Source organism: Microbacterium sp. (genome assembly GCF_030149085.1).
Classification (GTDB): domain Bacteria; phylum Actinomycetota; class Actinomycetes; order Actinomycetales; family Microbacteriaceae; genus Microbacterium.
The window spans coordinates 1-14,695 of record NZ_JASBSF010000341.1 but is presented as its reverse complement, the minus strand read 5'-3'; the positions used below and the strand labels follow the sequence as shown (position 1 = coordinate 14,695).

At 66.0% G+C, this 14,695-nt stretch carries 14 protein-coding genes; all 14 read left to right on the top strand.

What is annotated here, in order from left to right:
• The first annotated feature begins 124 nt into the window (after positions 1 to 124).
• A complete protein-coding gene (gene atpB, locus Q1V87_RS13950; RefSeq protein ID WP_300594110.1) occupies positions 125 to 916 on the top strand; it encodes a F0F1 ATP synthase subunit A in 792 nt (263 codons plus the stop codon).
• A gap of 43 nt (positions 917 to 959) precedes the next feature.
• Positions 960 to 1,193 (top strand): ATP synthase F0 subunit C, encoded by a 234-nt coding sequence (gene atpE / locus Q1V87_RS13945; RefSeq protein WP_292711925.1) that lies wholly within the window; start codon positions 960 to 962, stop codon positions 1,191 to 1,193.
• Between the two features lie 28 nt (positions 1,194 to 1,221).
• Positions 1,222 to 1,776, top strand: coding sequence for a F0F1 ATP synthase subunit B (locus tag Q1V87_RS13940; RefSeq protein WP_292711927.1), 555 nt, complete (start codon positions 1,222 to 1,224; stop codon positions 1,774 to 1,776).
• The gene (locus tag Q1V87_RS13935) at positions 1,776 to 2,564 is read left to right on the top strand and encodes a F0F1 ATP synthase subunit delta (RefSeq protein WP_300594106.1); all 789 of its coding nucleotides are present in this window, start codon (positions 1,776 to 1,778) and stop codon (positions 2,562 to 2,564) included. Before Q1V87_RS13940 ends, Q1V87_RS13935 begins: the two co-directional genes overlap by 1 nt.
• A 72-nt stretch (positions 2,565 to 2,636) precedes the next feature.
• Positions 2,637 to 4,274 (top strand): F0F1 ATP synthase subunit alpha, encoded by a 1,638-nt coding sequence (gene atpA, locus Q1V87_RS13930; RefSeq protein WP_300594103.1) that lies wholly within the window; start codon positions 2,637 to 2,639, stop codon positions 4,272 to 4,274.
• Between the two features lie 22 nt (positions 4,275 to 4,296).
• Positions 4,297 to 5,193 carry a F0F1 ATP synthase subunit gamma gene (locus Q1V87_RS13925; RefSeq protein WP_300594100.1) on the top strand — a complete coding sequence of 299 codons (897 nt, stop codon included), beginning with the start codon at positions 4,297 to 4,299 and terminating at the stop codon, positions 5,191 to 5,193.
• Between the two features lie 23 nt (positions 5,194 to 5,216).
• Positions 5,217 to 6,665 carry a F0F1 ATP synthase subunit beta gene (gene atpD / locus Q1V87_RS13920; protein WP_300594097.1) on the top strand — a complete coding sequence of 483 codons (1,449 nt, stop codon included), beginning with the start codon at positions 5,217 to 5,219 and terminating at the stop codon, positions 6,663 to 6,665.
• A gap of 2 nt (positions 6,666 to 6,667) precedes the next feature.
• Positions 6,668 to 6,928 (top strand): F0F1 ATP synthase subunit epsilon, encoded by a 261-nt coding sequence (locus tag Q1V87_RS13915; protein ID WP_292711937.1) that lies wholly within the window; start codon positions 6,668 to 6,670, stop codon positions 6,926 to 6,928.
• 129 nt (positions 6,929 to 7,057) lie between these two features.
• Entirely contained in the window at positions 7,058 to 7,810 is a 753-nt protein-coding gene (locus Q1V87_RS13910; protein ID WP_300594094.1) for a peroxide stress protein YaaA, read from the top strand.
• A 109-nt stretch (positions 7,811 to 7,919) separates the two neighbouring features.
• Complete coding sequence (locus Q1V87_RS13905) at positions 7,920 to 8,591, top strand: DUF5684 domain-containing protein (protein ID WP_300594091.1); 672 nt, start codon at positions 7,920 to 7,922, stop codon at positions 8,589 to 8,591.
• A 183-nt stretch (positions 8,592 to 8,774) separates the two neighbouring features.
• A complete protein-coding gene (locus Q1V87_RS13900; protein WP_300594088.1) occupies positions 8,775 to 10,508 on the top strand; it encodes an ABC transporter ATP-binding protein in 1,734 nt (577 codons plus the stop codon).
• Positions 10,505 to 12,526: an ABC transporter ATP-binding protein gene (locus tag Q1V87_RS13895; RefSeq protein WP_300594086.1), complete on the top strand. Its 2,022-nt coding sequence runs from the start codon at positions 10,505 to 10,507 to the stop codon at positions 12,524 to 12,526. The genes Q1V87_RS13900 and Q1V87_RS13895 overlap by 4 nt, the downstream gene beginning before the upstream one ends.
• Positions 12,527 to 12,632: 106 nt before the next feature.
• Complete coding sequence (locus tag Q1V87_RS13890) at positions 12,633 to 13,409, top strand: protein phosphatase 2C domain-containing protein (protein ID WP_300594083.1); 777 nt, start codon at positions 12,633 to 12,635, stop codon at positions 13,407 to 13,409.
• A 95-nt stretch (positions 13,410 to 13,504) separates the two neighbouring features.
• Positions 13,505 to 14,695 (top strand): FtsK/SpoIIIE domain-containing protein (locus tag Q1V87_RS13885; RefSeq protein WP_300594080.1); only part of this gene is annotated, 1,191 nt, incomplete at its 3' end.

The following is a 14,695-nucleotide window of genomic DNA, read 5'->3' as shown; positions in this document are numbered from 1 at the left end:
GCCCGCCCGTTCGCCTGACGAGCGCTGCCGGGATCGCCTAACTCATCGCCCATCGTCGCAACGGCTTATCCCCGGTGCCCCGAAGCTGGAGCCAGCGCTGTTTACTCAAGCTGCGAGCCTTATCGTGTCCACTGCCGAAGATGGCGGGGGATTCCACGGACCATCCGTCGATGAGTTCTTCCCGGAGCCGCTCTTTCACCTCTTCGGCATCGAGGCGCTGGCGGTCACCCGCATCACGCTCATCCAGTTCATCGCGACGATCGCGATCGTCCTGATCTTCTGGCTGGGCACGCGCCGCATGCGGGTCGTGCCGGGTCGCTTCCAGAGCCTGGTCGAGATGGGCCTGGACTTCGTACGGGTGAACATCGCCGAGGATCTGCTGGGCAAGAAGGACGGCCAGCGGTTCCTGCCGATCCTCACGACGATGTTCTTCATGATCCTGTTCATGAACATCACGGGAATCATTCCGTTCATGAACATCGCGGGGACGAGCGTGATCGCCGTGCCCTTGGTCCTCGCGATCATCAGCTACGTGACGTTCATCTACGCCGGCATTCGCAAGAGCCCGAAGAACTTCTTCAAGAACTCGCTGTTCCCCTCGGGCGTGCCGTGGCCGATCTACATCATCGTCACCCCGATCGAGCTGATCTCGACCTTCATCATCCGTCCGGTGACGCTGACTCTCCGACTCCTCATGAACATGATGGTCGGTCACCTGCTGCTCGTCCTCTTCTTCGCGGCGACGCAGTTCTTCCTCTTCGACCTCGGCGGCTGGTGGTCGGCTCTGGCAGCTGGCAGCCTCGCGTTCGGGTTCGTCTTCACTCTGTTCGAAATCCTGGTGGCCGTCCTCCAGGCCTATGTCTTCGCCCTCCTCACCGCGGTTTACATCCAGCTCGCGGTGGCGGAAGAGCACTAAGCGGGTCGGCCCGAAAGCCGCCCTCAACCGAAAGGAAAAATCCGTGGACGCAACTACAGTTCTCGCCCAGGTATCCGGCAACGTCGCGACGATGGGCTACGGCCTTGCCGCCATCGGCCCGGCCATCGGCGTGGGCATCGTCGTCGGCAAGACGATCGAGGGCGTTGCCCGCCAGCCCGAGCTGGCCGGTCGCCTGCAGGTGCTGATGTGGATCGGTATCGCCTTCACCGAGGCGCTGGCGTTCATCGGTATCGCCACTTACTTCATCTTCGTCTGATCCGACTCACCAGCCTTAAGGAGACAGGATGCTCACGGCTCTTGTCACGTATGCCGCCGAAGAGGGGGCTGCGCACAACCCCCTCATCCCGGCGTGGTACGACATCATCTGGTCGTCGGTGTGCTTCATCGTCATCCTCGTGCTGTTCTGGCTGTACGCCCTCCCGCGGATGAAGAAGCTGCTCGACGAGCGATCAGCGGCGATCGAAGGCAACATTGCGAAGGCCGACGAGGCACAGCGCAAGGCGGAGGCTGCCCTCGAGGAGTACACCGCGCAGCTGGCTGACGCCCGCCGCGAGGCCGGCGAGATCCGCGACGCCGCCCGCGAGGACGGCAAGAAGATCGTCGCCGAAGCCAAGGAGACCGCGTCTGCCGAGGCCACGCGCCTCACGGCTGCCGCGCACGCGCAGATCGACGCCGAGCGCCAGACGGCGTTCGTGTCGCTGCGCAGCGAAGTGGGGACACTGGCCCTTGACCTCGCCGGCGGTGTGATCGGTGAGACCCTCTCGGACGACGCCAAGGCGAAGGCCGTGGTCGACCGGTTCCTTGCCGACCTTGAGGCATCCGAGACGGCGGCCAAGTAATGGGCAGCGCGACGAATCAGGCGCTCGCGGAAACGACCGCGGCGCTGGCTGCGGCTCGTGGCGTCGACCTGACCGTCGCCCGCGAGCTGTTCGTTGCCGCGCGCGAGCTCGGCCAGACTTCGCAGCTCAGCGGCGCGCTGGCCGACTCGGCAGCTGCTCCGTCGGATCGCGCGAAGGTGATCACCGATGTCTTCGGGCCCTCGATGGCGTCGGCGACCGTCGGCCTGCTCACCAACGCCGTCCAGCAGCGGTGGTCATCGGCATCCGATCTCATCGATGGCATCGAAGAGCTCGCTGTGCGCGCCGCCACGATCGCGTCGGACGCTGACGTCGAGTCCGAGCTGTTCGAGTTCTCCCGCACGGTCGCGGCGAACCCCGAGCTCGAACTCGCGCTCGGGAGCCGCCTCGGTGATGCCTCTGCGAAGGGCGACCTGGTTGCGAAACTCCTGACCGGGCGGGCGAGCGAAGCGACGGTCCTGGTCGCATCCTCGCTCGTGCAGCAGCCGCGCGAACGCCGCGTACGTCAGCTGTTGTCGCGTGCGATCCGCATCGTCGCCGACGAACGCGGCCGCGCTGTCGCCACCGTCACCGCAGCGGCAGCGCTGAGCACGGAACAGGCGAGCCGCCTCACCGAGCTGCTCAGCCGTCGCTACGGCACCAAGATCTCCCTGAACACCGTGATCGACCCGACGGTGGTCGGTGGCCTGCGTGTGCAGATCGCCGATGACGTCATCGACATGAGCGTTTCCTCCCGGCTCGCAGACCTCCGTCAGCGACTGGCCGGCTAACGACAACGCCGACAGGCGCAGACTTCGGGTCCGACGCACGGAACCCGAGAAAGACCTTAACGAAGGAAGACCATGGCAGAACTCTCCATCAGCCCCGACGTCATTCGTGACGCGCTGAAAGACTTCGTCGCGGCCTACGAGCCCTCCGGGGCAGCGGCCAACGAGGTCGGCACCGTCATCGACGCCGCCGACGGCATCGCCCATGTCGAGGGTCTCCCCGGCGTGATGGCCAACGAGCTGGTGACCTTCGCTGACGGCACCGCGGGCCTGGCCCTGAACCTCGACGAGCACGAGATCGGTGTCGTCGTCCTCGGCGATTTCGCCGGCATCGAGGCGGGTCAACAGGTCACGCGTACCGGCGAAGTGCTCTCGGTTCCCGTCGGCGACGGCTACCTCGGCCGGGTCGTCGACCCGCTCGGCAACCCGATCGACGGTCTCGGCGAGGTTGCCACCGAAGGCCGCCGCGCTCTGGAGCTGCAGGCGCCGGGCGTCATGCAGCGTAAGAGCGTGCACGAGCCCATGCAGACCGGCATCAAGGCGATCGACGCGATGATCCCCGTCGGCCGCGGTCAGCGCCAGCTCATCATCGGCGACCGCCAGACCGGCAAGACGGCGATCGCGATCGACACCATCATCAACCAGAAGGACAACTGGGCTTCGGGTGACCCCGAGAAGCAGGTCCGCTGCATCTACGTCGCCATCGGTCAGAAGGGTTCCACGATCGCGTCCGTCAAGGGTGCGCTCGAGGATGCCGGTGCCATGGAGTACACGACGATCGTCGCCGCTCCCGCATCCGACCCCGCCGGCTTCAAGTACCTGGCGCCCTACACCGGTTCTGCCATCGGTCAGCACTGGATGTACGGCGGCAAGCACGTCCTGATCATCTTCGATGACCTCTCGAAGCAGGCCGAGGCTTACCGTGCCGTGTCGCTGCTGCTGCGCCGCCCGCCGGGCCGTGAGGCATACCCCGGCGACGTCTTCTACCTGCACTCGCGTCTGCTCGAGCGTTGCGCGAAGCTCTCCGATGAGCTGGGCGCAGGCTCGATGACGGGTCTTCCCATCATCGAGACGAAGGCCAACGACGTCTCGGCGTACATCCCGACCAACGTGATCTCGATCACCGACGGCCAGATCTTCCTGCAGTCCGACCTGTTCAACGCGAACCAGCGCCCCGCTGTTGACGTGGGTATCTCGGTCTCCCGTGTCGGTGGTGACGCTCAGGTGAAGTCGATCAAGAAGGTCTCGGGAACGCTCAAGCTCGAGCTCGCGCAGTACCGCTCGCTCGAGGCCTTCGCGATGTTCGCGAGCGACCTGGATGCGGCATCCCGTCGCCAGCTCGCCCGCGGTGCGCGTCTGACCGAGCTGCTCAAGCAGCCGCAGTACTCGCCGTACCCCGTGGAGGAGCAGGTCGTCTCGATCTGGGCCGGCACCAACGGCAAGCTCGACACGATCGAGGTCGAGGACGTGCTGCCGTTCGAGCGTGAGCTGCTGGACTTCCTGCGCCGGAACACGACGATCCTCGATCGTCTTCGCGAGACCAACGTGCTGGATGACGACACCGCCGCCGAGCTCGAGAAGGTCGTCGACGACTTCGTGCTGGAGTTCCGCTCCGGCAAGGGTCAGGCGATCTCCAAGCCCGGCCACGAAGAGGTCGGCGCCGCACAGGCTGAAGACGTCAACCAGGAGAAGATCGTCAAGGGCCGCCACTAAGGCCGCGCGAGGGCGATAAACCATGGGCGCACAACTCCGGGTCTACAAGCAGAAGATCTCTTCTGCCCAGACGACCAAGAAGATCACGAAGGCGATGGAACTCATCGCGGCTTCGCGCATTCAGAAGGCGATGGGTCGCGTGCGCGCGTCAGCTCCGTTCGCTCGCGCGGTAACCCGCGCGGTGTCGGCTGTTGCCACGCACTCGAACGTCGATCACCCGCTCACCACCGAGCGTGAGGTCATCCGGCGGTCGGCCGTGGTGATCTTCGCCTCCGACCGCGGACTTGCCGGCGCGTTCAACTCGCAGATCCTCCGCGAGGGTCTCGAGCTCGCGCAGCTGCTTCGCCAGCAGGGCAAGGAGCCGGTGTTCTATCTCGTCGGACGCAAGGCCGTCGGGTACTTCCAGTTCCGCAAGATGGCAAGCGCCGGACAGTGGACGGGCGACACCGACACGCCGCACTTCCACACCGCGGAAGAGATCGCGGCAGCTCTGCTGGATGCGTACGACCGTGGCGGCAACGAGGGTGGCGTCGATGAGATCCACCTCGTCTACAACCGCTTCGTGAGCATGATGACCCAGAGCCCCGAGCAGGTCCGCCTGCTGCCGCTCGAGGTCGTCGAGGCCGAGGAGTCGGCATCCGCTCAGGTGTATCCGCTGTACGAGTTCGAGCCCGACGCCGAAACCGTGCTCAACCAGCTGCTGCCGGTCTACATCCAGAGCCGCGTCTTCAACGCCCTCCTGCAGTCGTCTGCCGCAAAGCACGCCGCGACGCAGAAGGCGATGAAGTCCGCGAGTGACAACGCCGACAAGCTCATCACCGACTACACCCGCCTGCGCAACAACGCGCGACAGGCCGAGATCACGCAGCAGATCGCCGAGATCGTCGGCGGCGCCGACGCTCTGGCGTCGGGCAAGTAGACCTGACACGAAAGAGAATGACCATGACTCCCACCGCAACCGCCGAGAAGACCGCGGTCGTCGGCCGCGTCGCGCGCGTCACCGGCCCCGTCGTCGACATCGAGTTCCCGCATGACTCGATCCCCGACATCTACAACGCGCTGAGCACCACGATCACGATCGACGGTGAGTCCAGCGAACTGACGCTTGAGGTCGCGCAGCACCTGGGCGATGACCTCATCCGCGCCATCGCGCTCAAGCCCACCGACGGTGTCGTGCGTGGGCAGGAAGTGCGTGACACGGGCGGCCCGATCTCGGTGCCCGTCGGCGATGTGACCAAGGGTCACGTCTTCAACGTCACCGGCGAGGTCCTCAACGCCGAGCCGGGCGAGAAGATCGAGATCACCGAGCGGTGGGGCATCCACCGCAAGGCTCCGGCCTTCGACCAGCTCGAGTCCAAGACGACGATGTTCGAGACCGGCATCAAGGTCATCGACCTGCTGACCCCCTACGTGCAGGGCGGAAAGATCGGCCTCTTCGGTGGTGCCGGTGTCGGCAAGACCGTCCTCATCCAGGAGATGATCCAGCGCGTTGCGCAGGACCACGGTGGTGTCTCGGTCTTCGCCGGTGTCGGCGAGCGTACTCGTGAGGGCAACGACCTCATCCACGAGATGGAAGAGGCCGGCGTCTTCGACAAGACCGCCCTCGTGTTCGGCCAGATGGACGAGCCGCCGGGGACCCGTCTTCGCGTCGCGCTGTCGGCGCTGACGATGGCGGAGTACTTCCGCGACGTCCAGAAGCAGGACGTGCTGCTGTTCATCGACAACATCTTCCGCTTCACGCAGGCAGGCTCCGAGGTCTCGACCCTGCTGGGTCGCATGCCCTCCGCCGTGGGTTACCAGCCGAACCTCGCCGACGAGATGGGTGTGCTCCAGGAGCGCATCACCTCGACGCGTGGTCACTCGATCACGTCGCTCCAGGCAATCTACGTGCCCGCTGACGACTACACCGACCCGGCGCCGGCGACCACCTTCGCCCACCTGGATGCGACCACCGAGCTCTCGCGTGCGATCGCCTCGCGCGGTCTGTACCCCGCGGTTGATCCGCTGACCTCGACCAGCCGCATCCTCGACCCGCGCTACGTCGGTGAAGACCACTACCGTGTGGCGACCGCCGTCAAGCAGATCCTGCAGAAGAACCAGGAACTGCAGGAGATCATCGCGATCCTCGGTGTCGACGAGCTCTCCGAAGAGGACAAGGTCGTCGTGTCGCGTGCGCGCCGGATCCAGCAGTTCCTCTCGCAGAACACCTACATGGCCAAGAAGTTCACCGGTGTCGAGGGCTCCACGGTCCCGATCAAGGAGACGATCGAGTCCTTCGACGCGATCGTCAAGGGTGACTTCGACCACGTCGCCGAGCAGGCGTTCTTCAACGTCGGTGGCATCTCGGACGTCGAGGAGCGCTGGGCGCAGATCCAGAAGGAGAACGGCTGATCATGCCGCTGCACGTCAGCCTCGTCTCCGCCGACGCCGAAGTGTGGTCGGGGGAGGCATCCCTCGTGGTCGCGAAGACTGTCGAAGGTGAGATCGGCTTCATGACCGGACACGAACCGGTTCTCGCGATTCTCGCCGAGGGTCAGGTCCGCATCACCAAGGATGACGGCAGCAAAGTCGTCGCGAACGCGCAAGACGGCTTCCTCTCGATCGAGGGCGATGTCGTCACGATCGTGGCCGGCAACGCCGCTCTCGTCGCCTGACACCAGCATCCGCCCCAGCGCTCGGCCTCGGCCGCATCGCACGGGCGTAGGAAGAATCGCCGAGGTAGGACGAATGCATCGTCATCCGTCCTCCCTCGGCGATTTCGCCTTTGTCGGTGGGGGAGAGCTGTGCTGATTCTGCTGCCGCCGTCGGAGACGAAGCGGGCTGGTGGGGAGGGGGCGCCCTGGGATGCATCCCGTCTGGCTCTTCGCGAGCTGACTCCGATCCGCGAATCGGTTGTCGACGCATTGGTGCGGCTGAGTGATGACCCGGATGCCGCGGCGAAGGTCTTGAAGCTCGGCCCGAAGCAGCGCGGTGAGATCGAGGTGAATCGGGCACTGCGCACGTCGCCGACAATGCCGGCGATCGATCGGTACACGGGGGTGCTGTTCGACGCTCTGGATGCCGCGAGCCTGGACGCGTCAGCGCGGCGGTGGCTCGGTGCGCATGTCCTGATCCATTCCGCGCCGTTCGGGCCGGTCGGTGCTCTCGACCCCATTCCGTCGTACCGGCTCGGCGCGGGCATGCGTCTTCCCGGCCTCACCTCGCAGCGGAGCCTCTGGGCGGAGCCCGTCGCTGCAGCGCTCGACAGTTCCGCCGGTGGGTTTGTGCTCGACCTGAGGTCAGAGGCCTACGTTGCGCTCGGGACTGCACCGGTCGGACGGAGCGCCTACGTGCGGGTTCTCACACGGGGCCCGGACGGGCAGACACGAGCTCTCAATCACTTCAACAAGAGCGCAAAGGGGCGGCTCACCCGCGCTCTCGCGGAGTCCGGTGCCGTCCTGTCGGACGCGGCACATTTCGGGGAATGGGCGAGCGACGCCGGCTTCGAGACGGAACGCGACGGCGACGTCATGACCCTCATCGTGCCCCCACGCTGAGAATTTGCTGACAGCGGCGCCCCAGGATCGCTAGCATGAACGCAACGGGCGAACGCCCCCTCGCACACCAACTCGAGGTGCGAGTCCTGACCGTTCGGGAGGAACGTTCATGTTCGAACAGGTAGGCGCGTCAGTCGTCTATTACAACGATGGCGGGGGGATCGGCTTGCTGATCTTCCTCGTCTTCTTCTGGATCATCTTCGCTGCTGCCGGCTACGTCCTCACGTCCTTCTTCCTGATGCGGGTCTTTGACAAGGCCGGCGTGCAGGGCAAGTGGCGCGCGTGGGTGCCGATCTACAACGGCATGATCTTCCTGAAGCTCGGGGACCTCAGCCCCTGGCTGCTTCTCTACGCCATCGGCGCGTCGATTCTGTTGGGCTGGATCCCGGTCATCGGCCAGCTCATCCTGCTCGCGACCTTCATCCTGACGCTGATGGCCGCTTGGCGTGTGGGGCTGAAACTGCAGAAGGAAGCCGTATGGCTCATCCTCTACTTCTTCCTCTCGATCGTGTGGCTCGGTATCGCAGCCTTTGACAAGTCGCGCTGGAACACGGCGATCCCTGCGGCCCCGTGGGCAGGCAACGGATTCCTGGGGGATCGCACGAACTGGGAGGGCATCCCTTCGCAGGTTCCTGCCGGTGGCTACCCTGCCAACCCCGCCACCAGCCCGGCCCCCGGCTATGCAGCGCCTCCGGCGCCTCCGACGGGTTACGCTCCTCCCGCCGCGCAGCCGCCGGCAAGCCCTGAGCCGCCCGCGGCTCCGGAAGAGCCCAAGGCCTGATCCATCTCGACGTGAGGGGCTCCCACCGTATGGTGGGGGCCCCTCACTCGTCCTGTTGTGGTGTTCTGGCGCGTTCGCTGACGGCGCAGGCGAGAGATTTGCCTGCCGCCGGATGCCGGGCGTAGCGTCTGCGAGGACGTGTCCGCGGGGAGCCGACCGTCTTTTCCGTGGAAGGAACGCCTCGTGCTCTGGACTCTCCTGGTGCGATACCTGCGACCCGCATGGCCGCTGATCATCGCCGTCATCGTCTTTCAGCTCGCGCAGTCGATCGCTTCGCTGCTCCTGCCGACACTGAACGCTGACATCATCGACAACGGTGTGGTGACCGGTGACATCGGATACATCTGGTCGACCGGCGGCCTCATGCTCGTCATCTCGCTCGTGCAGGTCGTCTGCGCGGTCATCGCCGTGTATTTCGGGTCCCGACTCGCCATGGGAATGGGTAAGGACCTGCGCGCCGATGTCTTCCACCGCGTCGTCGCCTTCTCGCAGCGCGAGGTCGGGAACTTCGGTGCCCCCTCACTCATCACCCGCAACACCAACGACGTCCAGCAGGTGCAGATGCTGGTGCAGGTGTCCGCGACGCTGATGGTCTCGGCTCCGATGCTCGCTATCGGCGGTGTCATCATGGCCATCCGCCAAGACCCCGGACTGTCGTGGCTGATGGCCGTGGCCGTTCCGGTGCTGCTGATTTTGGTCTCGCTCATCGTCGTGCGGATGGTTCCCGCGTTCACGGTCATGCAGCAGCGGATCGATCGCGTCAATCAGATCATGCGCGAGCAGCTCACCGGCATCCGTGTCGTTCGCGCCTTCGTCCGTGAAGACCACGAACGCCAGCGCTTCGACGTCGCGAGCCGCGACGTGATGGCAACGGGCCTTCGCGCGGGAAACCTCATGGCGCTGATGTTTCCCGTCGTCATGCTCGTGCTCAACGTGTCGAGCGTCGCGGTGATCTGGTTCGGCGCCTTCCAGGTGCAAAACGACGGCGTCGAGATCGGCACGCTGTTCGCCTTCCTCACCTACATCATGCAGATCCTCATGGGCGTCATGATGGCGACCTTCATGTTCGTCATGATCCCGCGCGCCGCGGTCTGTGCGAAGCGGATCGGCGAGGTCCTGGACACGGAGCCCTCGGTTGAGCCTCCCGCAGAGGCCGTCAGCGCGCCGGTGCCGCGCGGCAAGGTCGAGTTCTCCCACGTGGACTTCGCTTACCCCGGCGCCCAGGATGCGGTGCTTCACGACATCACGTTCACCGTCGAGCCAGGCACGACGACAGCGATCATCGGATCGACTGGGTCGGGCAAGTCGACGCTCATCGGGCTCGTGCCGCGCTTGTTCGACGTGACCGCGGGGGAGGTGCGCGTCGACGGCGTTGACGTGCGCTCCTACGATCCCGACGACCTCTGGGCGCGGATCGGGCTGGTTCCGCAGCGGGCTTTCCTGTTCTCCGGAACGGTCGCGTCGAATCTGCGCTACGGGGATGCCGCCGCCGACGACGCGAGCCTCTGGCGTGCCCTCGAGCTTGCGCAGGCCCGCTCCTTCGTCGAGGCGTTCCCTCTGGGACTTGACGCTCCGATTGCGCAGGGAGGCACGAATGTCTCGGGTGGACAGCGTCAGCGCCTCGCGATCGCTCGCGCGCTCGTGAAGAACCCCCCGATCTTCATCTTCGACGACTCGTTCTCAGCCCTCGATCTGCGAACGGATGCCGCGCTTCGCCGGGCCCTCGACACCGAGCTCCCCGACGCTACGCGCTTGGTCGTCGCCCAGCGGGTATCGACGATTCAGCACGCCGACCAGATCGTGGTGCTCGACCACGGCCGGATCGTCGGCATCGGCACCCATGAGGAGCTCGTGGAGACGTGCGAGACCTACCGCGAGATCGTTGATTCCCAGCTCTCGGCGGAGGCAGCAGCATGAGCGCGCCACGTCCCGCTGCAGGTGCAGCTCCCGCGCGCGGTCCGATGGGTGGTGGCCCCATGGGGCGCGGCATGGGAATGCCCGTCCAGAAGGCTCAGAACTTCGGCGCGAGCGCGAAGCGACTGCTCGCGCATCTGCGCCGAGAGAATGCTCTCCTCATCCTGGTCATCGTGTTGGGTGTGTTCTCGGTCGCGCTGTCGGTGATCGGACCGAAGCTCCTGGGGGAGGGCACCAACCTCGTTTTCGCCGGGTTCGTCTCGCTGCAGTTTTCGGATGTTCCCGCGGGAACCACGCAGCAGCAGATCATGGACCAGCTGATCGCGAACGGTCAGCAGGAGCAGGCTGACCTGCTCTCCACGATGACCTTCACCCCGGGCGCCGGTATCGACTTCACTGCACTCGGCCAACTCTTGCTGCTCGTGCTCGCCGTGTATGTGGGCGCGAGTGTGTTCGGATGGCTGCAGGCTCGCATCCTGAACGGCGTCGTCCAACGCGCGATGCACCGGCTGCGCATCGAAGTGGAGGAGAAGATCCACCGCCTGCCGCTGTCGTACTTCGACCGGGTGCAGCGCGGCGAGCTGCTCAGCCGCGTCACCAACGACGTCGACAATATCGGTCAAAGCCTCCAGCAGACACTGTCGCAGGTCGTCATCTCGCTCCTGACCGTGATCGGCGTGCTTGTCATGATGTTCGTGATCTCGCCGCTGCTGGCGGTGATCGCACTCGTGACGATTCCTCTCACGATCGTGGTGACGGTCCTGGTCGCCCGCCGCTCCCAGGCACTGTTCGTCACCCAGTGGCGTGCGACCGGCGTACTGAACGCCCGAGTCGAGGAGACCTTCTCGGGGCATTCGGTGGTGAAGGTCTTCGGCCACCAGCGTGAGGCCGAAACCGACTTCGCCGCCGAGAACGACGAGGTCTACCGCGCGAGCTTCGGGGCACAGTTCCTGTCCGGCATCATCATGCCCGCGATGATGTTCATCGGGAACCTCGTCTACGTCGCCATCGCGGTCGTCGGCGGGCTGCAGGTTGCCGGGGGGCTGCTCTCGATCGGAGACGTGCAGGCCTTCATCCAGTACTCACGACAGTTCACGCAGCCGCTCAGCCAGCTCGGATCCATGGCGAACCTGCTGCAGTCGGGGGTGGCAAGTGCCGAGCGGGTGTTCGAGCTGCTCGACGAGCCCGAGCAGTCAGACGATCCGGAGCCTGCCGAGACCGTTCCGGCCGACGCGAGCACCCTCGAGTTCCGCGACGTCTCGTTCCGCTATGTCGCGGACACGCCGCTCATCGACGACCTGAGCCTGCGCGCCGCGTCCGGAAGCACGGTCGCTATCGTCGGGCCCACCGGAGCGGGAAAGACAACGCTCGTCAACCTCGTCATGCGCTTCTACGACGTGGATGAGGGCGGCATCCTGCTCGACACCGCGGCGGGGCTTCCAGGCGGCGGTCTCGATACTCGACGGATGACGCGCGATGACCTCCGGGCGCGCACCGGCATGGTGCTGCAGGACACGTGGCTGTTCGCGGGCACGATCCGAGAGAACATCGCGTACGGGAGGCCGGACGCGACCGAGGAAGAGCTCGTGGCGGCGGCGTCCGCGGCATATGTCGACCGGTTCGTTCATGCTCTGCCGGACGGGTACGACACGGTGCTCGATGATGAGGCGACGAATCTCTCGGTCGGTGAGCGCCAGCTCGTCACAATCGCGCGGGCGTTCCTCGCGGATCCGCGCATCCTGATTCTCGATGAGGCAACCTCGTCGGTCGACACCCGCACGGAGCTGCTGATCCAGCGCGCGATGTCTCGACTGCGCCGTGACCGCACCTCGTTCGTCATCGCGCACCGTCTTTCGACGATTCGGGATGCCGACCTCATCCTGGTGATGGAGAGCGGTGCGATCGTCGAACAAGGGACGCACGACGAGTTGCTGCGTGCGCGGGGGGCCTACTGGGCGCTCTATAACGCACAGTTCGAGGCTCCCGCCGATGAGGGCGCCGAGCCCAGCGTGAACGGATGACGGCGCATCGCCGGCGCGGTATGTCCCCGCTCGGGCCCTGACGTTCGATTAGGATGTGACGGTCGGTGCCTGGCGCCGATACCGACAACGACGAGGAAAGGGTCGCGTGGCCGAGGTTTCCGCCCATTCCCGCACCGTTGACCTGGCACGCGATCGCCTCGAGCTCGCGTGGGCCGCGGTGACAGATACCGGCCGTCGGCGTGAGGTCAACCAGGATGCCGTCCTCGCGGAGTACCCGCTGTTCGTCGTCGCCGATGGAATGGGCGGCCACATCGGTGGTGAGATCGCCAGCGCGAGCGCTGTCGAACGTCTTCACGCGGTTGCCGACACAGGCTCGGTCTCCACGAAAGCGATCGAGAAGGCCCTCGCGCGAGCGGTGAAAGACATTGCCGCTCGCCCGGAAGCAACCGACGAGGCTACCGGCACGACCGTGACCGGGCTGTTTCTGGATGTGTCGGGGGCTGAGGCATCCTGGGTCGCCCTCAACATCGGGGACTCGCGGGTCTACCTGCTGCGCGATGGCGCGATCGTTCAGGTCACGACAGACCACTCGGTCGTGCAGGAGCTCATCGCTTCGGGGCGGTTGAGCCCGGAAGAGGCCGAGAACCACCCGTACGGCAACGTCATCACTCGGGCTCTCGGGCCGAGCGAGAGCGTCACACCCGATTACGTTCGTCTCGACGTCGTCGACGGCGACAGATTCGTCATCTGCTCCGACGGACTGACCAAGGAGCTCACCGACTTCGGCATTCAGCACTTCCTCGTCGAGCACCCCGAGCCGGCGGCGGCGGTCGAAGCGATGCTTGATGCCGCACTCGAGAACGGCGGACGAGACAACATATCGATCGTCGTCGTGAACGTCGCTCGCGTCCCCGGCGCCTGAGGCTCCGCTCCTCCCCAACACCGCGTTCTCTCCGGTCGCGCCGGATGGCAGGCCCGGTACCGTGACCGCGCTGGAGCCAATGATGGGCTGGGGTCATGCGTTCATCGTCTGGCACCGCACCTCGCCGGTCATCCGTGAAGCGCTCGCGCGGCCCTGCTCGCGGCGCGACAGGTCTTCCGATTCTCGCGACGGCGGTGCCGGTGCTTGGGGCAGTGGCCCTGTGGGTGGTGACCGGGTCTGTCCTGAGTCTGTGGTTCGCCGCCCTTGCGCCACTCATGGCAGTAGCAGGCTTCGGCGACCGCATGTGGGCGGCACGGCGTGCGGGGCGCCGGGACGATGCCATAGCCGAGGCGGATTCGGCCTCGCTGCGTGCGGCGATCGAGCAGGCGGTGTCTCATGAACGCGACCGTGCGTGGCGGAGCTCGCCCGACATCCGCCGCCTTCTTGACGAACCGGCAGAAGTCTGGCGAGAAGTCCTCGGTCGCCAGGGGCACCTGGTGGTGGGAAGCGGCGACGTGCCGATGGAACTGACTGCCGCGCAGGTGACCAGCCTCCGCGCCGAGGGGTCCGCGCCCGAGAGCGCCACGACGGCGCTCGGCGCGTCCAGGCCGACGGTGCGGGATGCTCCGATCGTGGTGCCGCTGCGTGGCAGCCTCGGAGTGGACGGGCCGGAGCCGCTCGTTGCCGGTGTCGTGCGCGCGATGATCGTGCAACTCTGTCTGGTCCATCCGCCGGGTCGGCTCGAGATCGTCGGCGATGTTCCGGAGGGGTTCGCCTGGGTCGAGGAGCTTCCGCACCGCGTCACCCCAGGTCAGCGCCGCGTCGCGCTGGGCCTGTCGAGTGGATGGGACCGCGCCGAGGGAGCGGCCGACGCCGCGATCCTCGTCGGTAACGGGGGTGGCGCTGCGGTTCGGATGCTCGTCGGGCAGACGGACACCGGAGCAGCGCACGCGACACTGGACACCGGTGAGGCCACGCTCGAGGTCTATCCGCAGGTCCTCTCGGAGTTCCAGGCGAGCCTTCTGGCCCGCTCCCTGCGCGCGAAGAGTGCGCCGACGGCGCCGGATGACGGCCAGCTGGCGCTCGGTAGTCTGCTCGACACCCGCCCCGCGGTACCGCCCGTCGCGGGTTCGCGGACGCTCGCGGGTGTCATCGGCAGGTCTGGTGCGAGACCGTTCTGCCTCGATCTGGTCAGCGACGGACCGCATGCGCTGGTGGTCGGTACGACCGGCAGCGGCAAGAGCGAACTGCTACGAACCTGGGTCGCCTCCCTCGCGGCGCATTAC

What these genes read in the sequence shown, in the direction of transcription:
- Q1V87_RS13895 (WP_300594086.1), top strand. Translation starts at nt 10,505, where the DNA reads ATGAGCGCGCCACGTCCCGCTGCAGGTGCAGCTCCCGCGCGCGGTCCG.
- Q1V87_RS13935 (WP_300594106.1), top strand. Translation starts at nt 1,776, where the DNA reads ATGGGCAGCGCGACGAATCAGGCGCTCGCGGAAACGACCGCGGCGCTG.
- Q1V87_RS13915 (WP_292711937.1), top strand. Translation starts at nt 6,668, where the DNA reads ATGCCGCTGCACGTCAGCCTCGTCTCCGCCGACGCCGAAGTGTGGTCG.
- atpD (WP_300594097.1), top strand. Translation starts at nt 5,217, where the DNA reads ATGACTCCCACCGCAACCGCCGAGAAGACCGCGGTCGTCGGCCGCGTC.
- atpA (WP_300594103.1), top strand. Translation starts at nt 2,637, where the DNA reads ATGGCAGAACTCTCCATCAGCCCCGACGTCATTCGTGACGCGCTGAAA.
- Q1V87_RS13940 (WP_292711927.1), top strand. Translation starts at nt 1,222, where the DNA reads ATGCTCACGGCTCTTGTCACGTATGCCGCCGAAGAGGGGGCTGCGCAC.
- Q1V87_RS13905 (WP_300594091.1), top strand. Translation starts at nt 7,920, where the DNA reads ATGTTCGAACAGGTAGGCGCGTCAGTCGTCTATTACAACGATGGCGGG.
- Q1V87_RS13925 (WP_300594100.1), top strand. Translation starts at nt 4,297, where the DNA reads ATGGGCGCACAACTCCGGGTCTACAAGCAGAAGATCTCTTCTGCCCAG.